Source organism: Kitasatospora sp. NPDC054768 (genome assembly GCF_053612025.1).
On sequence record NZ_JBSHBN010000025.1, the window covers coordinates 24,224 to 49,410 of the forward strand.

At 74.0% G+C, this 25,187-nt stretch carries 21 protein-coding genes; 9 read left to right on the forward strand and 12 right to left on the reverse strand.

The annotated features are described in order from the left end of the window. The first annotated feature begins 61 nt into the window (after positions 1 to 61). From ACWGKU_RS10535 to ACWGKU_RS10550, 4 genes are all read left to right on the forward strand, one after another. Positions 62 to 1,069 carry an ABC transporter ATP-binding protein gene (locus tag ACWGKU_RS10535; protein WP_452178181.1) on the forward strand — a complete coding sequence of 336 codons (1,008 nt, stop codon included), beginning with the start codon at positions 62 to 64 and terminating at the stop codon, positions 1,067 to 1,069. Further along, positions 1,066 to 1,896, forward strand: a complete 831-nt coding sequence (locus ACWGKU_RS10540; RefSeq protein WP_401052045.1) for an ABC transporter permease — start codon at positions 1,066 to 1,068, stop codon at positions 1,894 to 1,896. Before ACWGKU_RS10535 ends, ACWGKU_RS10540 begins: the two co-directional genes overlap by 4 nt. A gap of 97 nt (positions 1,897 to 1,993) precedes the next feature. Continuing rightward, on the forward strand, positions 1,994 to 3,223 hold the full coding sequence (locus ACWGKU_RS10545; protein ID WP_452178182.1) for a sensor histidine kinase: 1,230 nt from the start codon (positions 1,994 to 1,996) through the stop codon (positions 3,221 to 3,223). A gap of 17 nt (positions 3,224 to 3,240) precedes the next feature. After that, complete coding sequence (locus ACWGKU_RS10550) at positions 3,241 to 3,864, forward strand: response regulator (RefSeq protein ID WP_452178183.1); 624 nt, start codon at positions 3,241 to 3,243, stop codon at positions 3,862 to 3,864. Positions 3,865 to 3,891: 27 nt separating this feature from the next. On the opposite strand, the gene ACWGKU_RS10555 is transcribed toward ACWGKU_RS10550, so the two are convergent. From ACWGKU_RS10555 to purD, 4 genes are all read right to left on the reverse strand, one after another. After that, on the reverse strand, positions 3,892 to 4,791 hold the full coding sequence (locus tag ACWGKU_RS10555) for a phosphoribosylaminoimidazolesuccinocarboxamide synthase (RefSeq protein WP_401052053.1): 900 nt from the start codon (positions 4,789 to 4,791) through the stop codon (positions 3,892 to 3,894). Between the two features lie 131 nt (positions 4,792 to 4,922). Further along, a complete protein-coding gene (locus tag ACWGKU_RS10560; protein ID WP_401052056.1) occupies positions 4,923 to 6,470 on the reverse strand; it encodes a N,N-dimethylformamidase beta subunit family domain-containing protein in 1,548 nt (515 codons plus the stop codon). A gap of 228 nt (positions 6,471 to 6,698) precedes the next feature. Beyond that, positions 6,699 to 8,282, reverse strand: a complete 1,584-nt coding sequence (locus ACWGKU_RS10565; RefSeq protein ID WP_452178184.1) for a hypothetical protein — start codon at positions 8,280 to 8,282, stop codon at positions 6,699 to 6,701. Between the two features lie 708 nt (positions 8,283 to 8,990). Then, entirely contained in the window at positions 8,991 to 10,238 is a 1,248-nt protein-coding gene (purD, locus tag ACWGKU_RS10570; RefSeq protein ID WP_401054662.1) for a phosphoribosylamine--glycine ligase, read from the reverse strand. A gap of 367 nt (positions 10,239 to 10,605) precedes the next feature. Between purD and ACWGKU_RS10575 the strand changes: the two genes are divergently transcribed. Beyond that, positions 10,606 to 11,391: an SLATT domain-containing protein gene (locus tag ACWGKU_RS10575; protein ID WP_359897705.1), complete on the forward strand. Its 786-nt coding sequence runs from the start codon at positions 10,606 to 10,608 to the stop codon at positions 11,389 to 11,391. Between the two features lie 17 nt (positions 11,392 to 11,408). On the opposite strand, the gene ACWGKU_RS10580 is transcribed toward ACWGKU_RS10575, so the two are convergent. The 3 genes from ACWGKU_RS10580 to ACWGKU_RS10590 form a co-directional block, all read right to left on the reverse strand. After that, positions 11,409 to 12,056, reverse strand: a complete 648-nt coding sequence (locus ACWGKU_RS10580) for a hypothetical protein (RefSeq protein ID WP_359897704.1) — start codon at positions 12,054 to 12,056, stop codon at positions 11,409 to 11,411. A 115-nt stretch (positions 12,057 to 12,171) separates the two neighbouring features. Then, entirely contained in the window at positions 12,172 to 13,191 is a 1,020-nt protein-coding gene (locus tag ACWGKU_RS10585) for a GntR family transcriptional regulator (RefSeq protein WP_380541346.1), read from the reverse strand. Positions 13,192 to 13,337: 146 nt separating this feature from the next. After that, positions 13,338 to 14,135 carry a carbon-nitrogen family hydrolase gene (locus tag ACWGKU_RS10590; protein ID WP_380541343.1) on the reverse strand — a complete coding sequence of 266 codons (798 nt, stop codon included), beginning with the start codon at positions 14,133 to 14,135 and terminating at the stop codon, positions 13,338 to 13,340. A 174-nt stretch (positions 14,136 to 14,309) separates the two neighbouring features. Here ACWGKU_RS10590 and ACWGKU_RS10595 point away from each other — a divergent pair, with 174 nt between their 5' ends. Further along, entirely contained in the window at positions 14,310 to 15,131 is an 822-nt protein-coding gene (locus tag ACWGKU_RS10595; RefSeq protein WP_359897700.1) for a maleylpyruvate isomerase family mycothiol-dependent enzyme, read from the forward strand. A 48-nt stretch (positions 15,132 to 15,179) separates the two neighbouring features. On the opposite strand, the gene ACWGKU_RS10600 is transcribed toward ACWGKU_RS10595, so the two are convergent. Then, the gene (locus ACWGKU_RS10600; RefSeq protein WP_452178185.1) at positions 15,180 to 16,472 is read right to left on the reverse strand and encodes an MFS transporter; all 1,293 of its coding nucleotides are present in this window, start codon (positions 16,470 to 16,472) and stop codon (positions 15,180 to 15,182) included. A 211-nt stretch (positions 16,473 to 16,683) separates the two neighbouring features. Further along, on the reverse strand, positions 16,684 to 17,916 hold the full coding sequence (locus ACWGKU_RS10605) for a M64 family metallopeptidase (RefSeq protein WP_401050336.1): 1,233 nt from the start codon (positions 17,914 to 17,916) through the stop codon (positions 16,684 to 16,686). A 364-nt stretch (positions 17,917 to 18,280) separates the two neighbouring features. Here ACWGKU_RS10605 and ACWGKU_RS10610 point away from each other — a divergent pair, with 364 nt between their 5' ends. Then, the gene (locus ACWGKU_RS10610; RefSeq protein WP_452178186.1) at positions 18,281 to 19,216 is read left to right on the forward strand and encodes an LPXTG cell wall anchor domain-containing protein; all 936 of its coding nucleotides are present in this window, start codon (positions 18,281 to 18,283) and stop codon (positions 19,214 to 19,216) included. A 107-nt stretch (positions 19,217 to 19,323) separates the two neighbouring features. Here the strand turns inward: ACWGKU_RS10610 and ACWGKU_RS10615 are convergent, their stop codons facing one another. The 3 genes from ACWGKU_RS10615 to pdhA are packed head-to-tail and all read right to left on the reverse strand — an operon-like array spanning position 19,324 to position 22,900. Continuing rightward, a complete protein-coding gene (locus tag ACWGKU_RS10615; RefSeq protein WP_452178187.1) occupies positions 19,324 to 20,757 on the reverse strand; it encodes a dihydrolipoamide acetyltransferase family protein in 1,434 nt (477 codons plus the stop codon). Positions 20,758 to 20,771: 14 nt separating this feature from the next. Continuing rightward, complete coding sequence (locus ACWGKU_RS10620) at positions 20,772 to 21,746, reverse strand: alpha-ketoacid dehydrogenase subunit beta (RefSeq protein WP_396300480.1); 975 nt, start codon at positions 21,744 to 21,746, stop codon at positions 20,772 to 20,774. Beyond that, positions 21,746 to 22,900 carry a pyruvate dehydrogenase (acetyl-transferring) E1 component subunit alpha gene (gene pdhA / locus ACWGKU_RS10625; protein ID WP_380353393.1) on the reverse strand — a complete coding sequence of 385 codons (1,155 nt, stop codon included), beginning with the start codon at positions 22,898 to 22,900 and terminating at the stop codon, positions 21,746 to 21,748. The genes ACWGKU_RS10620 and pdhA overlap by 1 nt, the downstream gene beginning before the upstream one ends. A gap of 426 nt (positions 22,901 to 23,326) precedes the next feature. Between pdhA and ACWGKU_RS10630 the strand changes: the two genes are divergently transcribed. Further along, a complete protein-coding gene (locus tag ACWGKU_RS10630) occupies positions 23,327 to 23,986 on the forward strand; it encodes a response regulator transcription factor (protein ID WP_359897693.1) in 660 nt (219 codons plus the stop codon). A 65-nt stretch (positions 23,987 to 24,051) separates the two neighbouring features. Beyond that, positions 24,052 to 25,152 carry a phosphotransferase gene (locus ACWGKU_RS10635; RefSeq protein WP_359897692.1) on the forward strand — a complete coding sequence of 367 codons (1,101 nt, stop codon included), beginning with the start codon at positions 24,052 to 24,054 and terminating at the stop codon, positions 25,150 to 25,152. Positions 25,153 to 25,187: the final 35 nt, after the last annotated feature.

Sequence of the window (25,187 nt, forward strand, 5' to 3'; positions counted from 1 at the left end):
CACCGCGATGTCATGACGGCCCGCACTGCCCGCGCGGCCCGGTCGGCGGAAGGCTTGGGGCATGGAGACGAGCCGGGCCCCCCGCCCCAGCGAAGACGTGATCGAGGTCACCGACCTGCACCGCCACTACGGCGGCGGCACCAACGGGTACCACGCCGTGCGCGGCGTCGACCTGACCGTCCGCCGCGGCGAGCTGTTCGCCCTGCTCGGCACCAACGGGGCCGGCAAGACCTCCACCATGGAGGTCATCGAGGGCCTGGCCGCGCCCACCGGCGGCACCGTCCGGGTGCTCGGCCTGGACCCCCACAAGGAGCGCGCCGCCGTCCGCCCGCGGATCGGCATCATGCTCCAGGAGGGCGGCTTCCCCGGCGAGCTCACCGCCGCCGAGACCGGCCGCGTCTGGGCCGGGATGACCAGCGGCGCCCGCCCGGTGGCGGAGGCGCTGGAGCTGGTCGGCCTCGGCCACCGCGCGAACGTCCGGGTCAAGCAGCTGTCCGGCGGCGAGAAGCGCCGGCTGGACCTCGCGATGGCCCTGCTCGGCCGCCCCGAGGTGCTCTTCCTGGACGAGCCCAGCACCGGTCTCGACCCCGAGGCGCGCGCCGCCGTCTGGCAGCTGGTCCGCGAGCTGCGCGCCCAGGGCACCACGGTGCTGCTCACCACCCACTACCTGGAGGAGGCCGAGGAGCTCGCCGACCGGCTGGCCATCATGCACGGCGGCCGGGTCGTCACCTCGGGCACCGTCGCCGAGGTGATCGCCGACCGGCCCGCCCGGATCGGCTTCGAGCTTCCCGAGTTCACCGGCGCCGCACTGCCCGTCCTGGCCGGGGCCGAACTCGCGCTCGACGGCCGCAAGGTCACCGTGCAGACCCTCGCGCTCCAGGACACCCTCACCGACCTGCTCGGCTGGGCCCGGCACCACGGGATCGCGCTCGGCGCCCTGGACGCCCGCAGCGCCTCGCTGGAGGAGGCCTTCCTCGCGATCGCCTCCGAGGCCGCCCACCAGAACCCCCCGCAGGCGCCCGCCGCCGACCGCCCCGCCCGCCGCCGCCTGATCGGATCCGCCCGATGACCACCACCGTCGCCACCGCCGCCACCGGTCCGCAGAGCACCGCCGCCCGTCGGCTGCTCGCCCTCGGCCGGGCCGAGGCCACCCTGCTGCTGCGCAACCGCACGGCCCTGTTCACCGCCCTGGCGCTGCCGCTGTTCCTGGTCTTCACCCTGAAGGGCGCGCTCTCCCAGCAGGCCGAGTCCAACCCCGGACTGGACGTCGACTCGCTGCTGGTCTACGGCTCGGTCGGGATGATCCTGGCCTTCGTCGTGTACTACAACCTGACCGCCGCGTACGTCGGGCGGCGCGGCGAGCTGGTCCTCAAGCGGCTGCGCACCGGCGAGGCCCGGGACATCGAGATCCTGCTCGGCACGGCCGTCCCCTCGGTCGCGCTCGGCCTGATGATGGCCGCCCTGATCGGGATCGGCGGCAGCCTCGGCCTCCACCTGGCCGTGCCGGTCAACCCGGTGCTGATGCTGGTCGGCCTGCTGCTCGCGCTGGCCACCATGATCGCCCTGGCCGCGCTGTCCAGCGCCTTCACCAGGACCGTGGAGAGCGCGGGCATCACCACCCTGCCGATCATGCTGGTGATGCAGCTCGGCTCCGGGCTGTTCATCCCGCTGGAGGTCATGCCCAAGCAGCTCGCCGACATCTGCCGCCTGCTGCCGACCACCCCGGCCTTCCAGCTGATCCGCGTCGGCTGGTTCGGCACCGACGGCTCGGCCGCCGCGACCGGCTTCGCCGGCTCCTGGGGCGCCGCCGGCTCGCACCTGGTCACCGGGGCGATCTGGCTGGGCCTGGCGGTCTGGGGCGCGGTGCGCTACTTCCGCTGGGAACCGCGCCGCTGAGCATCGAGCAGTAATCCGAAGGAACGCCCCCGGTACGGCCTCTGATATGAAGGCAGCAAGCAGGATCGTGGTCGAACTGGGGGCGGAAGAAGTGAGAATGCGGTCGCCGCATCGGCACTGGACCAGCCTGAGCAAACCCCAGCGCACCGAGCTGTACCTGCGCTGGTCGCTCTACCTGATGGCGATGTTCGTCCTACCCGGCGTCCTGCTCGGCGCCGGGAGCGCCGTCGGCCAGGCCGGGAACATCCCGGTGATCCGGATCTCCGTGCTGATCGGGCTCGCCACCACCCTGGTCCTGCTGCGGACCTACCGCGTCGCGATGGACCACTACCTCGGCCGCCCCACCGACCCCCGGCTCTGGCTCGCCCTCTCGGTCGGCCTCGCGGTGGCGGGCTCCTGGACCGTCCTGCTGTTCGGCCCCGCCCACGGCGGACCGGAAAGCCCCGGCGGCCTCCCCTTCACCCTGTTCGTCACCAGCAGCCTGCTGCTGTTCGCCCACGGCCCGGTGTGCGTGGCGCTGGCTCCCCGCCGGGCCGCCGTCGTCGGATTGGGCATGCTGCTGGCCGTCTTCCCGGCCGCGGTACTCGCCGGGATCGACCCCGCCGGCACCGCCGGCTACCTGGCCGGACTCACCCTCGGGATGGCCTTCCTCGGCCCCAGCTGCCGCAGCTTCGCCTGGCTCACCTCGATCGTCTGGGAGCTGGACGCCGCCCGCGAGGCCCAGTCCCGGCTGGCCGTCGCCGAGGAGCGGCTGCGCTTCTCCCGCGACCTCCACGACGTGATGGGCCGCAACCTCACCACCATCGCGCTGAAGAGCGAGCTCGCCGTCCAGCTCGCCCGCCGGGGGCGCGAGGAGGCCGCCGACCAGATGGCCGAGGTGCAGAAGATCGCCCAGGAGTCGCAGCGCGAGGTCCGGGACGTCATCCGCGGCTACCGCACCGCCGACCTGCACGCCGAGGCGATCGGCGCCCGGGCGGTGCTGCGTTCGGCCGACGTCTCCTGCGAGATCGACCTCGGCGAGCACGCCGACCGGCTGCCGGGCCCGGTCCAGTCGGTGTTCGGCTGGGTGATCCGCGAGGCCACCACCAACGTGCTGCGGCACAGCGAGGCCGGCCGCTGCCTGATCCGGCTGCGGACCGAGGACGGACGGGCCGTACTGGAGCTGGAGAATGACGGGGTGCCCGACATCCCGTTCCCCTCCCAGGGCAGCGGCACCGGGCTGCGCGGACTGCGCGAGCGGCTCGCCGCCCACGACGGCGAACTGACCGTGTCGACCGCCGAGGCGGGCGTCTTCCGGATGCTCGCCACCGTCCCGCTCCCCCGCTGAGGAAGAAAGACCGCCCGATGACCGAGAACGCCGCGCCCGTCCGCGTCCTGCTCGCCGACGACGAGCACCTGATCCGGGGCGCGCTGGCCGCGCTGCTCTCGCTGGAGGACGACATCGAGGTGGTCGCCCAGGCCGGCTCCGGCACCGAGGCACTGGCGATGGCGCTGGCCCACCACCCGGACGTCGCGGTGCTGGACCTCCAGATGCCGGGCAAGGACGGCATCGAGGTGGCCACCCAGCTGCGGCTGGCGCTGCCGGACTGCCGCTGCATGATCGTCACCGGCCACGGCCGCCCCGGCTACCTGAAGCGGGCGCTGGAGGTCGGGGTGCGCGGCTTCCTGCCGAAGACCGTCTCGGCGGCGGACCTGGCCGGCATCATCCGCACCGTGCGCTCCGGCGGCCGGTACGTGGACCCCGAGCTGGCGGCGGACGCGATCAGCGCCGGCGAGACCCCGCTGACCCCGCGCGAGACGGACGTCCTGGAGCTGGCCGCCGACGGCACTCCGATCGCCGAGATCGCCGAACGGGCCTCGCTCTCCCAGGGCACCGTGCGCAACTACCTGTCCTCGGCGGCCACCAAGCTGGGCGCGGAGAACCGCCACGCGGCGGTGCGGATCGCCCGCGAGCACGGCTGGATCTGAGGCCGTGCCCGCGGGCGGTCGAGCGGGTCAGGCCCAGGTGGTCCCGGTCAGCCGCTCGTACACGTCGATGTACTTGGCGCGGGTCAGCTCGACGATCTCGGCCGGCAGCGCCGGCGGCGGCTGCTCGCTGTAGCGGTCCCAGCCGGAGTCCGGGGAGACCAGCCAGTCGCGGATCAGCTGCTTGTCGAAGGACGACTGCGAGCGGCCCGCCTCGTACTCGTCGGCCGGCCAGTAGCGGGAGGAGTCCGGGGTGAGCACCTCGTCGCCGATCACCAGCTCGCCGTCCAGCAGGCCGAACTCGAACTTGGTGTCGGCCAGGATGATGCCGCGCGCGCGGGCGATGTCCCGGGCCCGGGCGTAGACGTCCAGGGTGGTGCGGCGCAACTGCGAGGCGAGTTCGGCGCCGATCCGGCGGGCGGTCTCCTCGTAGGAGACGTTCTCGTCGTGCTCGCCGACCTCGGCCTTGAGCGCGGGGGTGTAGATCGGGGCGGGCAGCTCGGAGCTGTTCTCCAGGCCCTCCGGCAGCGCGATGCCGCAGACCGTGCGGCTCTCCTGGTACTCGGCCAGGCCGGAGCCGGCCAGGTAGCCGCGGGCGACCGCCTCGACCGGGATCATCTCCAGGCTGCGGCAGACCAGCGTGCGGCCCTTCCAGTCGGCCGGGGCGCCGGCCGGGACCTCGGTGGAGATCACGTGGTTGGGAACGATGTCGGCGATCCGCTCGAACCACCACAGCGACAGCTGGGTGAGGATGCGGCCCTTGTCCGGGATCTCGTTCGGCAGCACCCAGTCGTGGGCGGACGTCCGGTCGCTGGCCACCATGACCAGCTCGCCCGAACCGGTGCGGTAGAGGTCGCGCACCTTGCCGGTGTGCAGGTGGACCAGGCCGGGTACCTGGACCGGCTCGGGCTTGGTGACAAATCCGCTCAAGGTGTTCAGTCCTCAGGGGTCGTTCACGGGCGGGGGCACCGCGAAAGGGGAGGTCACTGCCCCCGCAGTCTTTCACGCCCGCCGGAACGCCGGTTCTCCGGCCACCGCGCGCCGGTTCCCGGCCACCGTGGTCAGTGCAGCTGGTTCTTGCAGAGCCGGTCCAGCAGGTTGGCGGTGGCCCGCTGGATGCGCTCGTCGGTCAGCCCCGGGCGCCCCAGCGCGGGCGACCAGGCGAAGGTGCCGGCCGCGAAGACGTACGCGCCGCTGGGCGCGCGGTACAGCGAGGTCTCCTGGTAGCGGGTGCGGCCGGCCGGGTCCTGGTACGGCGAGTGCGCCAGCAGCACCCGCTCGACGTGCTCGGGCAGCGCCACCTTGGGGTAGTAGCGGTCGGCCTCGCCGGCGACCAGCCCGGGCAGCTCGTCGCCCTCCTGGAGGCCGGTGCCGTCCCAGAGCCAGTGCGCGGTGTGCCGGGCGACCAGCGGGACGGGCGCGGCGACCCGCCCCGAGTACTGCACCCCGAGCAGGTGCTGCTCGGGCTCCCCGGCGTCCCGCCACAGCGCGCTGGCCGCGCCGGGCGCCCCGGCGGCCGGGCTGCCGGCACCGACCTTCTGCCGCTTGCGGCAGTTGAGCAGCCGGTTGGGCTCGCCGGAGGCGGCGGCGGTCAGCTCGACCCGCCAGTACATGGTGTTGGCGGAGAGGAACACCAGCGAGGTGCCGCCGTCCCTGGCCCGCTCGGCGGCCCGGCGCATCGGCTCGGACCAGTACTCGTCGTGGCCGGGGAAGACCAGCGCCCGGTGCCGGGACGGGTCCACCAGGCCGGCGTGCAGGTCGGTGGCGGTGGCGTAGGAGAGGTCGTAGCCGAAGCGCTCGGCCCAGCGGATGAAGTCGTACGCGTGGCCGACGTGCAGCGGCAGTCCGGCGGTGGCGTGCGGGCGGTCGAAGGAGACGGTGACGGCCGCCTCCGGCTCGCCGACCAGGCCGCCCCGGCCGTCCCAGGCGTGGTAGAGGCTGGCGCCGGTGCGGCCGTCCTCGGGGAACAGGTTGTACGCCTGCCAGGTCACGTCCGGGAGCACCAGGAGCAGTTCGGCGGTGCCCGCCCGGTCCTCGAAGTCCCGGACGGTGAAGGGGATGTGGCTGCGGTGCAGCATGTCCGCGGTGGTCAGCACGGCGACGTAGGCGCCGGGCTTCCAGTGCGCCGGGATCTGTTGCCGCCAGGAGTGCCACCAGTGGTGGCAGGAGACCGTCCGGTCGACCACCAGCGGGGCGGGCTGGGCGAGGCCGGCGATCGACGGGCTGGAGGTCATGTGGCGGGCGCCGTCACCGCCGTAGTGGCCGATCCGGAAGATGTTCACGGTGAACTCGCGGGGCGGGTTGACGGTGACCCGGAAGTCCACCGAGCCGCCGGGGCGGACCACCCCGGCCGAGGCGAAGCCCTTGATCTGCTGGTCCACGTCGTTGGCGCCCTGCGGGGTTCCGACGGACGGCTTCCTGCGGACTCCGGCCGTCAGCGACTGCTGGCCCGGCGCGCCCACCGAGACGTACCAGGGCACGGCGCCCTCCGCCCCGGCCAGGTACTGGTCCGGGCTGCGCAGCCAGGGCAGCGGGCCCTGGCCGAAGGGGTCGGACACGCTGTAGGCGTGCGTCCCCGACTCCCAGCGGCGGTTGAGTTCGGTCCCCACGCGCCCCTCCCAGGTGCACTTCCGCCCGGTTGGCACGTGCCCCCCGGATGTGCGTGCGGTCTAATACACCACAGACTGCTGTCGCAGCGTCACCCTCCGGTAGCGATTGGTGCGGGGAATCTCGCGCGCCTCCCGGGAGGGGCCTCCGGCCTGCGAAGACGCCCCGCGGCCGACCCTTTTGGGGGCGCGTGCGGCGGTGCCGAGCGCCCTCCTGTGACACCCGGGACGTCAGAGGCGCACGGGTTTCTCAAGACGGACGTCGGCGGCGTCCAGCCAGGCGCGCAGCGGACCGTCCTGGCCCTGCTCGACGGCCTGGGCGACCGGACCGGCCAGGTCGGTGCGGCGCACCCCGCCGAGCAGCAGCACCGGGCCGTCCAGCCAGTCCAGGCCGGGGGCGCCGCCGGCGGTGTCCACGGCGGCGCAGCAGACCATCGCGGTGACGTGGTCGACCAGCAGGTCGCGGCCGCTGCGGTCGGGTTCGAGCAGCGGGGCCGGGGCGGTGGTGCGGGCCAGCTGGGCGGCGAGCGCGGCGGCCAGCAGCTCTCCGTCGCCCTCGGCGAGCCGGCCCAGCAGCCGGGTGAGGGTCGGGGCGCCGGGGCGGGACTGCGGGGCGAGCCGGTCCAGGGCGGTCTGCAGGGTGGCGGCGCCCGCCCGCCAGCCGGCGTCCACCACCTCGGCCGGGTAGTCGGCCCACTCCAGCTCGCGCCAGGCGCCGGCCGCCGGGCGGCCGAAGAACAGGTCGGCGGCGAGCCGGGAGACCGCCCGGTCGACGGTGCCGGGCTCCTCCAGCAGGTCGCAGGCGGGGCGGTCGCCGAGCCGGCTGCCGTAGCCGTCGGCCAGCCGGTCGCGCCGGGACAGCTCGGTGAGCGCGGCGACCACGCCGGCGTTGAGGTGGGCCGGGTGGCGGCCGAGCCGCCAGGCGGGCAGCGCGACCCTGGTGAGCAGCCGGTCCCAGCCCGCGTAGGCCAGGCCGACCTGCTCCTGGGCGGCGATCCGCAGTCCGTAGTCGACCGTCCTGGCCTGCTCGGAGGCCCAGCTCGCGACCGAGCGCTCCAGCTCGGCGGAGTGGCCCCGGCAGGCGCCGAGCAGGCGGCGCACGACCCTGCGGACGATCCGGTCGGCGAGCGCCGCCGGACCGCGCCGGGGCGGCCGGGGCGGGGCGGCCAGGGTGGCGCCGCCGAGACCGGGGGCCGCGCCGGCGCCGGAGTCCAGACAGGCGTCCAGGCTGCGCAGGAAGCGCCGGGCGGCGGCGATCTCCGGGTCGGCGGAGGCGGCGGTGCCGGCCACCACGGGGGCGAGCAGGGCGCGCAGTTCACCGGCCCGCATCCACCACAGGAAGGGCGAGCCGATCACCAGGACGGGGGCGGGCGCCCCGGGGTCCGGCCGCGGCGGAGCCGTCCGCCGGCTCGGCGGGACGTCCTCCAGCCAGCTGTCGCAGTCCGGGGTGAGGGCCACGGCCGAGGGCGCGGGCACCTCCAGCCGATCCGCCAGCTCGCCGATCAGCCGGTACAGCTCGGGGGCCTCGGCGCGCTCCAGCGGGACGGCCGGGGTGCGCGGCGGGACGGTCCGGTGCAGGGCCCGGGCGGTCAGCCCGGCCACCGCGAGGGTCAGCGCGGCGACCGCGCAGACCGCCCAGCGGGCGGCGTCCCAGCCCGCGGCGTCGGCGGCCCCGGGCGCGCCGATCCGGCCGGTGAACCGGCCGGCGAGCAGGACCACCGCCACGGCGGCGGGCAGGGCGGCGGCGGCCCGGGCGAGGCCTCGGATCCGCAGCACCACCTGGGCGTGAGCGCGCGCGATGTCGATTGCGGCCATACGGTGCGGCACCCCCTTCGGAGCCCTCGGGCGCCCGGCTTCGGGCCCTGAGCCGACTCGAAACGATCAGTTCCGACCGGGAATGCGGAGGTGTCCGATCCCGGTAGTGCATGCTGCGTGGCGCTACTGACATTTTCGACGCCCCGGTCCGGGTGGGCGTTCCGGATCACCCCGGTTTCCACTCGTCCCGGTGACACCGCCCGGTTGTTCCGGTGACGCCGCCCGGTTGTTCCGGTGACGCCGCCCGGTTGTTCCGGTGACACCGCCCGGGTGTTCCGGTGACACCGCCCGGACGCCGGCGACCGGTCCGGTGCGAAGCACCCCGACGACCGACCGGCCGGACGCCGTCCAGCATCCCCCCATGGGAGCACCGCTACCCGGCGGCGACCCCGGCACACGGGCCCCGCGCACCGCGATCCAGCGCACCATAAGGCCGCGCGGCCGGTTGCGTCAGCCGGATGCGGGTGCTGTCACCCGATGGGCTGGAATCCGTCGGCCGAACGGTGCGTCGGCCCCCGTGGCCGCTCCGGCCCCGAAACGCCGGGAACGCTGCGCCCATGGGGTTGACCGGTGGGCGCGGATGTTCGAATCCCGCTCACCCCTGCTGGTAGGGGCGGCTGCGGGCCGCAGCCCCTACCTCGGTGGCACGCACCGCGGCCCCCGTGCGAGCGGTTCGCACGGGGGCCGCGGGCGGAGCGGGCGGGGGGCTCAGGCGGTGGCCGCCTTCAGCGCGATGTCGGTGCGGTGCTGGCCGCCCTTGAGGGAGATCCGGTCCACCGCGGCGTACGCGCGCTCGCGCGCCTCGGCCAGGTCGGTGCCGGTCGCGGTGACCGACAGGACACGGCCGCCGGCGCTCAGCACCCGGCCGTCCTCGTCCGCCTTCGTCCCGGCGTGCAGCACGAACGCGGTGCCGTCCGCCTCCGCCTCGGCCAGGCCCTCGATCGGGTCGCCGGTGCGCGGGGCGTCCGGGTAGCCCTCGGAGGCGACGACCACGGTGACGGCCGCGCCCTCGTCCCAGCGCAGCGGCTCCAGCTGGTCCAGGCTTCCGGTGGCGGAGGCGAGCAGCACGCCCGCCAGCGGGGTGCGCAGCCGGGCCAGCACGACCTGGGTCTCCGGGTCGCCGAAGCGGGCGTTGAACTCGATCACCCGGGTGCCGCGCGAGGTGAGCGCCAGGCCCGCGTACAGCAGGCCGGAGAACTCGGTGCCGCGGCGGCGCAGCTCGTCCACGGTCGGCTGGAGGACGGTCTCCAGGACCTCCTCGACCAGCCCGGCGGGCGCCCACGGCAGCGGGGAGTAGGCGCCCATGCCGCCGGTGTTCGGGCCCTCGTCGCCGTCCAGCGCGCGCTTGAAGTCCTGGGCGGGCTGGAGCGGGACGACGGTGGTGCCGTCGGTGATCGCGAACAGCGAGACCTCGGGGCCGTCCAGGTACTCCTCGATGACCACGCGCTCGCAGCCGGCGGCGTGCGCCAGCGCGGCCTCGCGGTCGGAGGTGACCACGACGCCCTTGCCGGCGGCCAGGCCGTCGTCCTTGACCACGTACGGTGCGCCGAAGGCGTCCAGCGCCTCGGCGGCCTCGGCCGCGGTGGTGCAGACGTAGGACCGGGCGGTGGGGACGCCGGCCGCGGCCATCACATCCTTGGCGAAGGCCTTCGAGCCCTCCAGTTCGGCGGCCGCGGCGGACGGACCGAACACCGGGACGCCGGCCGCGCGCACGGCGTCCGCGACGCCGGCCACCAGCGGGGCCTCCGGGCCGACCACCACCAGGGCGGCACCGAGCCGGCCGGCCAGCGCGGCGACCTGCGCGCCGTCCAGCTGGTCGACCGGGTGGACCGTCGCGACCTGCGCGATCCCGGCGTTGCCCGGGGCACAGTGCAGTTCGGTCACTGCGGGATCTTGGGACAGGGAGCGGCACAGGGCGTGTTCGCGGGCGCCGCCGCCGATGACGAGGACCTTCACGCCTGGCAGCGTAGTCGGTGGCCTGTTCCGGCCGCTCCCCGGTCCCGTCGGATCCTCCAGCGGAGGAGCTCCGTACGCCGAGGATGTCGGAGGATCCTCCAAGCCCGGCGGGGCCGGTTCGGCGGTGGGTGGTCGGGTCACGACGTCGGGTCACCGGGCCCTCGCTCGGACGGGTGAAATCTCGCCGCCTCCCGCAACCCGCCCACCTCGGGTTCCGTTGGCCGAAACCGGTAACGATCAGCGGAGAAGCGCCCCCACGGTCAGCCATTTGGCGGTAAGAAGTGCTGTTGGAGAACCACCGGCGGACACCACGTCAGCCGTTGCGCCGACAGAGCCAGCAGTCCGCCCGCCACAGGGAGCCCCACAGGTGAGCCAGCCGGAAATGCAGCCCGAGGAGAGTGCCTGGGGCAAGGAGATCGGTGAGGAGGACCCGCCCGCCGCCGCCGTCGTCCGACGGGCCTCCACCCGCCAGCGGGCCGATCTGAGCACCCGCCAGTTCCCGCTGGGGGACTGGGGCGAGCCCGCCGAACGGCTGGAGGAGCTCTACCGCTGGTCCGAGGAGCGGGCGGTCGAGGCGATCGAGTGGTACCGCCGGGACCGCGTCTGGAAGCGCCGCTGGGCCCGCGTGCTGCGGTTCGGCGCGGCCGGCTTCGCGGTGGGCGGGGTGACCGCCCCGCTGGTCGACCTGGCCGGCGCCTTCGCGCACGGCACCGGCTGGGGCTACGTCGGCTTCGCGCTCTCCGCCGCCTGCCTGGCCACCGACCGGGTCTTCGGTCTCACCTCCGGCTGGATGCGGGACGTCTCCACCGGCCAGGCCCTGCAACGCCGCCTGGAGGCCTTCCAGTTCGACTGGGCGTCGGAGTGCGTGCGCGAGGTGCTCGGCCCGACCGAGGGCACCGCGGGCGAGGCCGCCGAGCGCTGCCTGGGCGTGCTGCGACGGTTCTGTGAGGACGTCTCGGACATGGTCCGCTCCGAGACCTCGGAGTGGATGCTGGAGTTCCGCGCCTCGATGACCCAGCTGCCCACCCAGTCCGGCGGGGCCTGGGGCGGGCGCAGCGAGCCCGGGGTGGGCGCCCAGGTGCGGGTGCTGCCGCCGCCGGGCACCCGGCCCACCATGCCGCGCCAGCGGCCGCCGGAGGGGCCGCTGCGCTAGAACCTGTCCGCCCGGGGTCAGGCGAAGACGATCATCGAGCCCTGGGTGACGCTCCTGGTCGCCGCCGCGTACAGGCCCGACCAGGCGTGCCGCTCCCGGGCGAAGGGGTGGACGTCGTCGATCGGCGGCCCGAACGGCTGCTCCAGGCCGGTCGGGCCGAGCGGCCGGGTCGGGTCCGGCGGGTTGAGCGGGTCGATGCCCAGCGCCGGTGCGACGGCCTGGAGTTCGCGCAGCAGCCCGTGGCTGGAGCCGAGCGGGCCGCCGGCGGCGAGCAGCGTGTCGTCCACCAGCGGCACCGCGAACTCGACCGGCACGTACGCGCCGGCGTGGTCGAAGTGCCAGACCAGGTGCGACTGTTCGGCGCTGCTCTCGAACATCTCCAGCAACTGCTCGTAGTCGCCGCCGAGCGCGTCGACCGGGGTGATGTCCAGGCCGGTGAGGCCCAACAGGTAGGCGCGGCGCAGGAAGTGCAGCGAGTCGTAGTCGAAGGCGGCTATCGGCTCGACCGCGCCGCTGATGCCCGGGACGAACCGGTAGACCGGCACCTCGGGCAGCCCGCGCGAGGCCAGCACCGAGTTGTAGAGCGCGAGGTCGTCCCGGAAGGGGTTGTCGGGGCTGTGGCTCAGCGCGTCCACCAGCGGGACGAGCCAGAGGTCGCAGGCCATGGCCGGCAGTTCCTCTCCGGAGGCGGGGATCGCCCGCGCGGGCGGGGCGACGACGGGGGTCGGGTCGGTACCCGGACGGCCCTTCAGGAGGCGCCCGGTCCGATGACCGCCCACCCTACCGGCCCGGCGCGGCGTGCGGGTCGGGCCGTCCCCGAGGGGCCTCCGGGGGCGGTTCGGACAGCCGTCGGCCGAACCGGCCGTACGGCACCGTGCGCGGCTGCGGCACCAGCCCGAGGCCCAGTCCCAGCTCACGGCCGAGTTCCCGGCCCACCTCGGCGCTGCGGGTCCGCCCGGTGCGGGCCGCACCGGGCCCGGCACCGGGCTCGGGCTCGTCGCCCGGCTCCGGCGGGGCCGCCGGCGCGGGCGGCGGTTCGACCGGCACCGGCGCCGGCTCCTCCCCGACGAACTCGGTGAGCAGGTCCAGGACGGTCACCGACTCCAGCGGCTGCCCGGCCAGCCCGGCCAGCAGCCGGACGGTGTACAGGTTGTACTCGCAGATGATCCGGTGCGCGCCGATCGCGTCGCGGGCCTCGATCGCCGCGACCAGGTCCGGGTGGCGCTCCCAGCAGATCCCGCCCAGCGCGGGCAGCTCCCGCAGGTAGGGCGCGGCGAACATCCAGGACTGCACCCGCAGCCAGTCCAGGTAGTCGGCGATCCGGCGGTTGCCGAGCAGCGCGCCGACCTCCTGCCAGAACCGGCGGTCGCAGCCCACCATGACGTCCAGGTTCCCGGCCCGGGCCGCCCGCACCGCCGCGTCGGCCCGCCGGTGCAGCGAGGGCAGCCGACCGAGGTCGGGCAGTGCCCGGCGGGTGGCGTACTGGCGGTGGAAGCTGTCGGTGATCAGCACCCGGGACTCGAAGATCTCCAGGAAGTCGTCCCACCCCAGCTCGGGCACGGTGAAGCCGCGGTGGTGCTCGGCCCGCAGCAGGCCCTGCGCGCCGAGGTCGACCAGGGCCTCGCGGGCCGGGGTCGCGGAGACGCCGTACAGCTCGGCGATCTCCTTGACGGTGAAGTTGCGGCCGGCCGCGAGCCGGCCGGCCATCATCTCCTCGCGCAGCGCGCCGGCGATCTGCTCGCGCAGGCTGTTGCGGTGGATGACGGGGCGGGGGGTGTCGCCTGCGCCGTTGTCAGGCATGGGGCGACCTCCTCGGGCGGCCTACCGTGCCGGCCCTCGTCCGGGCCGGCGGGGAACACGACGAGTGCTCATCTTCTCAAACCCGACCGACCCAGGTACGAACCAACCCTCCGGAACCCCGTCCCCGGCGCCCCGCCCACCCCCGCTCAGCGCTGGACCGGCGCCGGAATCCCCAGCAGACGGTCCCGCAGCACCGGGAACTCCGCGCGCGCCTTCGCCACCTCGGCCGGATCGAACTCGACCGTCAGGACCTCCTCGCCCGCCCCCGCCTCGGCCAGCACCCGGCCCCACGGGTCCACCACGATGCTGTGCCCGGCCTGCTCGACCCCGGCGTGCGTCCCGGCGGTGTTGCAGGCCAGCACGAAGGCCTGCTCCTCCACCGCCCGGGCCCGGGCCAGCAGCGTCCAGTGCTCGCGCCGCCGGGCGGGCCAGGCCGCCGGCACCACCAGCAGCTGCGCCCCGGCGTCCAGCAGCGCCCGGAACAGCTCCGGGAAGCGCAGGTCGTAGCAGGTGGCCAGGCCCAGCGTGGCGAAGTCGGTGGGCGCGGTGACGATCTCCTGCCCGGCGCCCATCACCACCGCCTCGCCGCTGTCGAAGCCGAAGCGGTGGATCTTGCGGTACGTGTGCACCAGCTCGCCGTCCGGGGAGAACAGCAGCGAGGTGTTGTAGATCGGCCCGTCCGGATCGCGTTCGACGACCGAACCGGCGTGCAGCCAGACCCCGGCGGCCCGCGCGGCGGCCGACATCACGTCCGAGGTGGGCCCGTCCAGCGTCTCCGCGCCGTCCGACCAGAGGTCGTAGGCGAAGCCGCCGAGCGGCCACAGCTCCGGGAGCACCACCAGGTCGGCGCCCTGCTGTGCCCGTACCAGGGCCGCCGCCCGAGCCCTCCGCTCGGCGGGCGGCTCCTCGTCGGAGACCGCGAGTTGGATCAATGAAGCGCGCACAGTACCACCGTCCACGGCAAGAGACCTACGATCGTCACCCGAAAGCGCTGCCCAGCTGTCTCCCGGCAGCGTAACGTGCGGTTAGCGTGCGCGCCCGGAAAGCCGGACCATCCCGGTCGGCCGTGACGGCGGGGCGCAGGCGGCAAGGAAGCTGACGGAGGGCCGGAGATTCCCGTGACGGACAACCAGACCGTGCAGGCTTACACCGAGGCGTGGACCCAGACCATCGAGTCCATATCGGAGCTGGTCGCCCCCCTTCCCGAGGGCTCCTGGAACCGGGCCACCGAGTGCCCCGGCTGGTCCGTCCGCGACGTCGTCTCGCACGTGATCGCGGTCGAGTCCGACCTGCTCGGCGACCCGCGCCCGATCCACTCGCTGCCGCGTGACCTCCGTCACGTCACCACCGAGTTCGCCCGCTACGTCGAGCTGCCGGTCGACAAGCGCCGCTGCCACACCGCCCTGGAGATGACCGGCGAGCTGGAGTACACGATCATCCGCCGCTCCCGGGCGCTGCGGAACGCCAAGCAGACGCCCGAGGAGCCGGTGCGCTGGCCGGCCGGGCCGCTGGCCAGGGACGTCCCGTACCACGAGCTGCTGCGGATGCGGGCCTTCGACGTCTGGGTGCACGAGCAGGACCTGCGCCGGGCCCTGGAGACCCCGGGCAACCTGGACGCCCCGGCCGCCCTGATCACCCGGGACCTGCTGCTGGAGCTGCTGCCCAAGGCCGTCGCCAACAAGGCCGGGGCCCCGGCCGGGACGGCCCTGGTGCTGGACGTCACCGGCCCGGTGGAGTTCCTGCGCACCGTCCGGGTGGACGCCACCGGCCACTGCACCGTGGACGAGTCGATCAGCCTGGCCCCCGACGTCCAGCTCACCATGGACTGGGAGACCTACCTGCGGCTCGCCTGCGGCCGCGGGCGGCCCGGCCCGGTCTCCGTCGAGGGAGACCGGGAGCTGGCCGAGCGGGTGCTGGCCAACTTCTCGGTCACCATCTGAGGCCCGGGGCCGTACGGGCCGTCGCCCGGGGCCCGTCCGGCCCCGGGCTCAGCCCGCCTGCGCCGCGACCTTCCGGCGCAGCCGCAGGATCATCGCCGTGCCCACCGCCAGCGGGACGTACTGCCAGCAGAACGCCCAGCGGAAGGCGGTGGCCGAGTACGACCCGGCGCCGTCCGGGGAGAGCGCGTCCAGCAGCACGCCGATGCCGAACAGGGTGATCATCGTGCCGATGAAGCCGCCCATGTTGACGATCCCCGACGCGGTGCCGAGCCGCTCCGCGGGGTTGCGGGCGCGCGCGTAGTCCAGGCCGACCAGCGAGGCCGGGCCGTTGCTGCCCATCACCAGGATGATTCCGACCAGCAGCCAGGCCGGCGGGTGGCCGCCGGGCCAGGCCAGCACCAGCGCCCAGCCGAGCGCGGTGGTCGCGACGACGGTCAGCACGATCGGCATCCGGGCCCGCGCCGAGACGGAGAGCAGCCGGCCGAAGACGAAGCCGAAGGTCATGTTGCTGAGCACCAGCAGGGTCAGCAGCCCGCCGGCCCCGGCCCGGGACATCCCCTGGGCCTGCACCAGGTAGGGCAGGCCCCAGAGCAGGCCGAAGGCGTTGCCGGGGAACTGGGTGGTGAAGTGGATCCAGAGCCCGAGCCGGGTGCCCGGCTCCCGCCAGCAGGCGAGGACCTGCCGGCCGACCTTCGGCCGCGCCGCGGCCGCCCCGGGCCGGACGACGGCCTCCTGGTGGGGCGCGTCCCGCAGGAGGAACGCGACCGGCGCGAACACCACCGCGCCCAGCAGCGCGATCGCGGTGAAGGTGGGCGTCCAGCCCTCGCTGTGCAGCGCCCTGGCGAGCACCACGGTGGTGACCAGGTTGCCGCCCATCCCGGCCAGGCCGGTCAGCTGGGCCACGAACGGGTTCCGGGCCGCCGGGAACCACCGGGCGGCGATCCGCAGCACGCTGATGAAGGTCATCGCGTCGCCGCAGCCGAGCACCGCGCGGGAGGCCAGCGCGGGGCCGAAGTCGGAGCTGAACGCGAAGGCCAGCTGGCCGGCGCTCAGCAGCACGACGCCGGACAGCAGCACCCGGCGCGGCCCGTACCGGTCGACCAGCAGGCCGACCGGGATCTGCATGGCCGCGTAGACCAGCACCTGGAGGATCGAGAAGGTGGAGAGCGCCGAGGCGCCGATGCCGAAGCGGTCGGCGGCGTCCAGTCCGGCCACCCCGAGGCTGGTGCGGTGGATGACGGCCAGGATGTAGACACTGACCCCGATGGACCAGGCGAGCCAGGCCGCCCGGCCGCCGGGCGGCGCGGACGCGCGCACGGACACCGGCGCGGAAACGGACACGGGCGCGGGTACGGACGCGGCCGGGGGGTCGGCGATGAGCCGGGGAGCGGGGACGGACGGGGACGGGGCTGGGCGAGCGGGCTCCACGGTCATAGTCCGACCAGATTAGTCATCCCATGATGGGATGCTCTGACCCGGGGGCGCGTGACCGGGCCTCAGCCGGTCAGCCGGTCAGCCGGTCAGCCGGTCAGCCGGTCAGCCGGTCAGCCGGTCAGCCGGTCAGCGTCCAGGACACCGAGCGGGTCATGGAGCGCTCCCGGAAGGCCTCGTCCCGCACCCAGTCGGTGGTGTCCCGGACGGTCGCCGTCACGGTGGCCGTCCGGCCCGGGGCCAGCTCCAGCCGGGCGGTGTCCAGCCAGGAGCCGTCGGCGGACTGCGGGGCCACCGGGACGCCGTCCACCTTCCATTCCACCTTCAGCTGCCGCGGGCCGGTCAGCGGCAGCGGCCGGACGTCGAGCCGGGGCCGCCCGGACACCTCGCCGGGAGTCGGCACCGGGGTGTCGGTCGGCCGGACCCTGCGGTACAGCTCCTCGATGATCGCCTCGCGCGAGGGGAGGTTGTACGCGCTGCCCAGGGTGCGCATCACCGAGTCCGGGGTGGGCCGGTAGAGGCCGTTGGCGCTGCGGTACGCCCCGATCACGCCGGCCCCGTCCGGGGACTCGGCGCCCAGCCAGCGCCACCACTTGGTCTGCTTCCTGCGCATGTCGTCGGCGTTGAGGGTGGCGAGGTTCGGGTAGTCGGCGTCGTCCGGGGCGCTGTCGTACTCGTCTCCGAGGTCCCCCACGGTGTGCCCGATCTCGTGCTGGATGATCCGCCCGGCGTCCGGGCTGCCGCCCGCCAGGGTGGTCACCCCGGTGCCGCCGGCGCCGCCGTACTCGGTGGAGTTGGCCAGCGCTATCAGGTACTGCGGCCCGGCGCCGTTGCCCGCGTAGCGAGCGGTGGCGGACTCGTCGGCGCAGAGCAGCCGGGCGGTGCCCTCGCACCAGAAGTGCATGCCGAGCGGGGTGGCGGTCCTGCGGCCGCGGCTCTCGGACTCGGCGATCCCGGAGACCGGGGAGACCACCTCGACCCGCCTGATGTTGAAGAAGCCCTGGTAGGTGCGGAAGGGCTCGATGTCCATCAACGCGTGCCAGGCCTTGTCGGCCTGCTGCCGGAAGAGCTCCTGCTCGTCGGCCGTGTAGCCGTCGCCGAGCAGCACCAGGGTGATCCGGTTGGCCGGGTCCCCGGTGCGGCGTATGTCGACCGTCGGGGCGGCCGCGGATATCCGCTGGTCGGCCTGGAGGGCCGTGTGCGGCGGCACCGCGCGGTCGGCCGGGGCCCCCGGACCGATCACTCCGAACGGCGGGGGGCCGGTCAGTTCCAGGGCGGCCGGGAGGGCGGCGGCGGACACCAGCACGAGTGCGGCCAGACTCCGGACGAGACGGCCAGGGTTGCCAGGCGGCATGCGGGTGCGTCCTCCGGGAGCCGGTCACCCGGTGTCGCCCGGGTGATGGAGCGGAGACGTACCCGGGCGGCCGGGACTCCCCTATCCGGCCGCGAAAAAGTCACCGACCTGGCCGAACGATCCGCACATTTCGGATCATCCAGGTCATACCAACCATTCCTCGGGCCGTCGTTGGGACCCGCCGGAGAAGCCCGAAAAAATTTCGGAACCCGTCTGCAACCCCCCGCGGGGATGCGCGTCTATACGGATGAAGGCACGGAGAGCGAGACCGGCGGAGCCGGGGGGCGCTTCCGCTCACGAGGAGCGGAGCCGGTCGTCTTCACCCACTCACACCATCAGCACGTCGACCCTGGGGACTCACGTCATGCGCATGCCCGTTATCACCCGTTTTGCGAAGAACGACCGCGCGCTCTCCGGCCGCCGCCGCATCGCCACCGTCGCCGCCACCGTCGTCCTCGCCGGCGGCGTCCAGTTCCTCGCCACCGACACCGCCTGGGCCTGCGGCGACCACCGGCTCGGCGGCGCGTACGAGGCCCCGACCAACGTTCCCGGGCTCTCCCCCGACACCGCCATCACCTCGGCCAAGTCCTCGGTGGTCGCGGACGGCAGCTGGAACGAGGTCTCCCTCAAGGTCACCAACAAGGCCGCCGAGGACGCCCACGGCATGGAGCCCTTCCTCGGCCTCGTCACCCCGGGCCCGGGCGCCGCGGCCCGCCTCAAGGACGTCAGGATCCAGTACCTGGACTACACCGGCGCCTGGAAGAACCTCCAGCTGCAGGACGGCTGCATGCGCTCCGTCGAGGTCACCGGCTCCCAGCGCCAGCGCATGGCCGCCAACAGCTCCGACACCTTCAAGTTCCGCTACTCGCTGGCCGCCGCCACCCCCGCCGGCGTGACCACGATCAACCTGTTCGCCTCGGCGGAGATGGCCGGCTCCCAGGGCCCCGGCAGCTCGGACTTCAAGACGGTCAAGGTGACCCACCCCCAGGGCACCGCCACTGCCAAGCCGACCACCACTGCCAAGCCGACCACCCCGGCCAAGCCCAAGCCCGCGCCCACCAAGGCCGCCGAGCCCGCCGAGCCCGCCGTCGACCGGACCGGGGACACCGCTCCGGCCGCCCCCGCCACCCAGGCCCCGAAGGCGTCGGCCCCGGCCACCACCGCCCCCGCGGGCACCCCCGAGCTGGCCCGGACCGGCTCCTCCTCCGCCAACACCTTCCTCGCCCTCGGCTCCGCCCTCTTCCTCGCCCTCGGAGCGGGTGTCCTGGTCGCCGTCCGTCGACTCCGTCCCCAGCGCTAGTCGACGGGCGGTACACCGAAGGGGCCCTCCCCCGCACGGCGGTGCGGAGGAGGGCCCCTTCGTCGGTTTCTTCGGTCCCGCCGGTTCCTTCGGTCCCGTCGGTTCCGTCAGCCCCAGGTGATCAGGCGCTTCGGGCGCTCCAGCAGCCCGGCCACGTCGGCCAGCACCTTGGAGCCCAGCTCCCCGTCCACCAGGCGGTGGTCGAAGGAGAGCGCCAGCGTGGTCACCTGACGCGGGACCACCTTGCCCTTGTGCACCCACGGCAGTTCCCGGACCGCCCCGAAGGCCAGGATGGCGGCCTCGCCCGGGTTGAGGATCGGGGTGCCGGTGTCGACGCCGAAGACGCCGACGTTGGTGATGGTGACCGTCCCGCCCTGCATGTCGGCCGGCGAGGTCTTGCCCTGACGGGCGGTCTCGACCAGCTCGCCGAGCGAAGCGGCCAGCCCGGCGAGGGTCCTGGACCCGGCGTCCTTGATGTTCGGGACGATCAGGCCGCGCGGGGTGGCCGCGGCGATGCCCAGGTTCACCTGGCCCTTGAGGACGATCTCCTGGGCCGCCTCGTCCCACTGCGCGTTGATCCCGGGGTGCCGCTTGATCGCGGTGAGCAGCGCCTTCGCGACGATCAGCAGCGGGCTGACCCGGACGTCCCGGCCCAGCTCCCCGCTCTCCTTGAGCCGGCGGACGAACTTCATCGTGCGGGTCACGTCGACCTGCACGAACTCGGTGACGTGCGGGGCGGTGAAGGCCGAGGCCACCATCGCCTGCGCGGTCGCCTTGCGGACGCCCTTGATCGGCACCCGGACGTCGCCCGCGGCGGGCACCAGCACCTGCGGCGCGGTCGGCTCGGCCACGGCCGTTCCGGCCACCTCCGCCACCGCGGCGGCCGGAGCCGCCGGAGCGGCCTGAGCGGCGGCGTGGGCGTGCACGTCCTCGCGGGTGATCACGCCGTCCCGGCCGGTCGGGGTGACCGCGCGCAGGTCGACGCCGAGGTCCTTGGCCAGCTTGCGCACCGGCGGCTTGGCCAACGGCCGCTCCCCGCCGGGCACTTCGGCGACCGGCGCGGGCGCCGCGGGAGCCGGGGCGGCGACCGGGGCCGGAGCGGCCGCCGGAGCCGGCGTGGTCGCGGCGACCCTGGTGGTGGTCGTCCGCCGCGCCCGGCGCTGGGCGGTGCCGGTGCGCGGGCCGTACCCGACCAGCACCTCGCGCCGCTCGGGCTCGGCCTCCTCGGCCGGAGCCGGAGCCGGAGCCGCGGCGGGGGCGGCCGGAGCCGCGGCCCCCGCCTCCCCGGCGACCGCGATCGAGATGATCACGGTGCCGACGTCGACCGTCGCGCCCTCGGGGAAGTGCAGCTTCTCGACCACCCCGTTGAACGGGATGGGCAGCTCCACGGCCGCCTTGGCGGTCTCCACCTCGCAGACGACCTGCCCGTCGGTGACGGTGTCACCGGGCTTGACGTACCAGCTGAGGATCTCGGCCTCGGTGAGGCCCTCGCCCACGTCGGGCATCTTGAACTCGCGGAGCGAGCGAACTTCGGTGGTCATCTTCGCTCCCCGGTTCAGTACGCGAGCGCGCGGTCGACGGCGTCGAGCACGCGGTCCAGGTCGGGCAGGAAGGCCTCCTCGACCCGGGACGGCGGGTACGGCGCGTGGTAGCCGCCGACCCGCAGGACCGGTGCCTCCAGGTGGTAGAAGCACTTCTCGGTCAGCCGGGCGGCCAGCTCGGCGCCCATGCCCAGGAAGACCGGTGCCTCGTGCACCACGACGGCCCGACCGGTGCGCTTGACCGACTCCTCCAGGGCGGCGAAGTCCACCGGGGAGAGCGAGCGCAGGTCGACGACCTCCAGCCGGCGGCCGTCCTCCTCGGCGGCCGCGGCGGCCTCCAGGCAGACCTTGACCATCGGGCCGTACGCGATCAGCGTCGCGTCGGTGCCGGGCCGGACGATCCGGGCGTCGTGCAGGCCCAGGTCCGCGGCGTCGCCGACCTCGCCCTTGTCCCAGTAACGGCGCTTGGGCTCCAGGAAGATGACCGGGTCGTCGGACTCGATCGACTGCCGCAGCATCCAGTGCGCGTCGTGCGCGCTGGCCGGGGTGACCACGCGCAGACCGGCGGTGTGCGCGAAGTAGGCCTCGTGCGACTCGCTGTGGTGCTCGACCGCGCCGATGCCACCCGCGTAGGGGATGCGCACGGTGACCGGCAGCTTGACGTGGCCCAGCGCACGGGCGTGCATCTTGGCCAGCTGGGAGACGATCTGGTCGAAGGCCGGGTAGACGAAGCCGTCGAACTGGATCTCCACGACGGGACGGTAGCCGCGCAGCGCCAGACCGATCGCGGTGCCCATGATGCCGGACTCGGCGAGCGGGGTGTCGATCACCCGGTCCTCGCCGAAGTCCTTCTGGAGGCCGTCGGTGATCCGGAAGACGCCGCCGAGCTTGCCGATGTCCTCGCCCATCAGGACGGTCTTCGGGTCGTTCTCCAGCGACTTGCGCAGCGCTCCGTTCAGCGCCTTGGCGATGCTCAGCTGACCGGCCATCAGTGGTTCTCCCCCGCCTCGAAGGAGGCCGCGTACTCGGCGTACTCGGCCCGTTCCTCATCGACCAGCGTGTGCGGCTCGCTGTACACGTGGTCGAAGATCAGGGTCGGGTCCGGGTCCGGCATGCCGCGCACGCCCTCGCGCACCCGCAGCCCCAGCTGCTCGCTCTCGGCGTCGACGGCGGCGAAGAACGCCTCGTCGGCCAGGCCCTCCTTCTCCAGGAGGGCGCGGAGCCGGCTGATCGGGTCCTTGGCCTTCCAGGCCTCGGTCTCCTCGGCGTGCCGGTAGCGGGTGGGGTCGTCGGACGTGGTGTGGGCACCCATCCGGTAGGTGAACGCCTCGATCAGCACCGGGCCGTTGCCGCTGCGGGCGTGGTCGAGCGCCCAGCGGGTGACCGCCAGGCAGGCCAGCACGTCGTTGCCGTCGACCCGGACGCCGGGGAAGCCGAAGCCGGAGGCGCGGCGGTACAGCGGGATCTTGGTCTGGGTGGTGGTGGGCTCGGAGATCGCCCACTGGTTGTTCTGGCAGAAGAAGACCACGGGCGCGTTGTAGACCGAGGCGAAGGTGAAGGCCTCGTTGACGTCGCCCTGGCTGGAGGCGCCGTCGCCGAAGTACGCGATCACCGCGTCGTCGGCGCCGTCCTTGGTGATGCCCATCGCGTAGCCGGTGGCGTGCAGGGCCTGCGCGCCGATCACGATGGTGTACAGGTGGAAGTTCTTCTCGTTCGGGTCCCAGCCGCCGTGGTTCACGCCGCGGAACATGCCGAGCAGGTTCAGCGGGTCGACGTCGCGGCACCAGGCGACGCCGTGCTCGCGGTACGTGGGGAAGGCGTAGTCGCCGGGGCGCATGGCGCGGCCGGAGCCGACCTGGGCGGCCTCCTGGCCGAGCAGCGAGGCCCACAGGCCCAGCTCGCCCTGGCGCTGGAGCGCGGTGGCCTCGCCGTCGAACCGGCGCACCAGCACCAGGTCGCGGTAGAGGGCGAGCAGCTCCTCGGGAGTGGTGGTGAGGGGGTAGTCGGGGTGCTCGACCCGCTCGCCTTCCGGCGTGAGCAGCTGGACGAGCTCCGGCTGGGCGTCCTTGCCCTTGGCGCGGAGGGTGTCAGGGACGCCGGGGGCCGCCTTCTTGCGAGCCCTCGCCGTGCTTTTGACGGTCACGTTCACTCCTCGGTCTGTCCGGCCGCCCGGGGTCGCCGGTGACCGGTCCGGTCACCGCCTCGCGGGGCGCGCGTGGGTGTGCGCTCCCACTGCGGGGCAGGTGGTGATCCTGTTCCGACGGCGTCCCTCACGAGAACGTTACCCAGCGTCCGCCCTCGACGCGCTTGCGCTAGGACGTCCTACTTGTTCAGGGCCTACAACCCCGAGGGTGCCGCGATCGGCTCGCCGTCGGAAGGGTGGGGGTGACGGTCGGCGTGACGCAGCTCTCAATTCGAGCGCCTTCAGGACACCAGCGCACGTTATCCGGGCGGAAGCCCGTGCGTAAGGGGGTTCTCGGTATCGGTTTCGGACGGCTCTGGCCGGATCACGTCGTGACCGGGGTACGGGTGATAGGTCTTTCGTACGGTGGTATGGGAGGCTTTGGACGTGACTGATAACGGACAAATCAGGGTATTCCTGCTCGACGATCACGAGGTCGTCCGGCGGGGCGTGCACGATCTGCTCTCGGTCGAGGACGACATCGAGGTGGTCGGCGAGGCCGGCACGGCCGCCGAGGCGCTCACCCGGATCCCGGCGGTCCACCCGGACGTGGCGGTGCTCGACGTCCGGCTGCCGGACGGCAACGGGGTCGAGGTCTGCCGCGAGATCCGGTCCAGGCTGCCGGAGATCAAGTGCCTGATGCTGACCTCGTTCTCGGACGACGAGGCGCTGTTCGACTCGATCATGGCCGGCGCCTCCGGCTACGTGCTGAAGGCGATCCGCGGCACCGACCTGATCACCGCCGTCCGGGACGTCGCGGCCGGCCGCTCGCTGCTCGACCCGATCGCCACCAGCAGGGTGCTCGCCCGGCTGCGCGACGGCGGGGAGAAGGAGGACGAGCGGCTCGCCCAGCTCACCAAGCAGGAGCGGCGGATCCTGGATTTGATCGGCGAAGGTATGACAAATCGTCAGATCGGCAACGAGTTGCACCTGGCCGAGAAGACGGTGAAGAACTACGTCTCGAGTCTGCTCGCCAAGATGGGCATGGAGCGGCGCACCCAGGCGGCCGCCTTCGTGGCACGGCACCAGGCCGACCACCAGTACTGACCGCACGACTGCACAGAACTGACGGCTTGTCAAGGGCCCCCGCAAGGGGGCCATAACCTCTGCACGTGACTTTCAGCCAGACCCTCGCCTGCGCCCCGGCCCGCCCCGACCTCTCCGCACCGCCGATGGGGACCCTCAGCCCACCCGTCCCGCTGGGCGCGCTCGCCGAGGTACTGGCCCGCTACCGGACAGGACGGCTGCTGACCGCCGAACCGGTCGCCGAGGGCCTGCTGAACCGGGGGTACCTGGTCACCACCGAGGCCGGTCCGTACTTCCTGAAGTGCTACGTCGACTCCGCCACCGCCAGCCGCCCGAAGATCGTCGCCCACCACCGCGCGATGGCCGCGCTGAACGCCCTCGGACTGCCCGTCGCGCCCCCGCTGGCCTGCGCCGAACGGTCCGGCACGGTGGCCTCGTGGGGCGGCCGGCTGTTCGCGCTGTTCCCCTGGGTCGAGGGCCGGCACCGGCACGGCGGCGAGCTCGAACCGTCGCAGTGCGACGCGCTCGGCACGCTGCTCGGCCGACTGCACGGCGCACTCGACGATGTCTGCGCCCCCCTCGAACAACCCGCCGGATACCGGAGCGCCGACGCCGTCGACAGCGCCGCCCTCGCCCACGACCTGCGACGACGCGCCCGCGAGCAGCACCCCGCCGGGGAGCTGGACGCCCTGGTGGTGGAACGGCTCACGGAACGGCTGGAACTGCTCGCCGAGCACGCCCACCGCCGCCCCGCCCCGGCGGCCGCGCCCCCCACCGGCTGGACCCACGGCGACTTCCACGGCCTCAACCTGCTGTACGACGACGGCCCGCGGGGCGGCCGGGTGACGGCCGTCCTGGACTGGGACAAGCTCGGCCCGCAGCCACGCGCCGAGGAGGCGGTCCGGGCCGCCACGCTGCTCTTCAACGACCGCTCGTCCGGCGTCCTCGACCTGGTCCGGGTCCGCCGCTACTCACAGGCCTACCGGGCCTCCGGCGCCGCCACCGCCGAGCACCTGGCCGCCGCCGTCCACCGGGTCTGGTGGGAGCGGCTGAACGACTTCTGGATGCTGCAGTGGCGCTACCAGCGGGCCGACCACCGGGCCGACCCGCTCTACCCCGCCTCCGCGGGGCAGCTGGCGTGGTGGTGCCAGGAGTACGAACAGGTCCTGGACGCCTTCGCCAACTGACCGCGTCCACCGGCCGGTCCGGCCGACCCGCGAGG

Coding starts and splice junctions, on each gene's coding strand:
- ACWGKU_RS10615 (WP_452178187.1), bottom strand. CDS start 20,757: ATGACCACCGAAGTTCGCTCGCTCCGCGAGTTCAAGATGCCCGACGTG.
- ACWGKU_RS10580 (WP_359897704.1), bottom strand. CDS start 12,056: ATGGCCTGCGACCTCTGGCTCGTCCCGCTGGTGGACGCGCTGAGCCAC.
- ACWGKU_RS10565 (WP_452178184.1), bottom strand. CDS start 8,282: ATGGCCGCAATCGACATCGCGCGCGCTCACGCCCAGGTGGTGCTGCGG.
- ACWGKU_RS10550 (WP_452178183.1), top strand. CDS start 3,241: ATGACCGAGAACGCCGCGCCCGTCCGCGTCCTGCTCGCCGACGACGAG.
- ACWGKU_RS10540 (WP_401052045.1), top strand. CDS start 1,066: ATGACCACCACCGTCGCCACCGCCGCCACCGGTCCGCAGAGCACCGCC.
- ACWGKU_RS10610 (WP_452178186.1), top strand. CDS start 18,281: ATGCGCATGCCCGTTATCACCCGTTTTGCGAAGAACGACCGCGCGCTC.
- ACWGKU_RS10585 (WP_380541346.1), bottom strand. CDS start 13,191: ATGCCTGACAACGGCGCAGGCGACACCCCCCGCCCCGTCATCCACCGC.
- ACWGKU_RS10535 (WP_452178181.1), top strand. CDS start 62: ATGGAGACGAGCCGGGCCCCCCGCCCCAGCGAAGACGTGATCGAGGTC.
- ACWGKU_RS10620 (WP_396300480.1), bottom strand. CDS start 21,746: ATGGCCGGTCAGCTGAGCATCGCCAAGGCGCTGAACGGAGCGCTGCGC.
- ACWGKU_RS10605 (WP_401050336.1), bottom strand. CDS start 17,916: ATGCCGCCTGGCAACCCTGGCCGTCTCGTCCGGAGTCTGGCCGCACTC.
- ACWGKU_RS10545 (WP_452178182.1), top strand. CDS start 1,994: ATGCGGTCGCCGCATCGGCACTGGACCAGCCTGAGCAAACCCCAGCGC.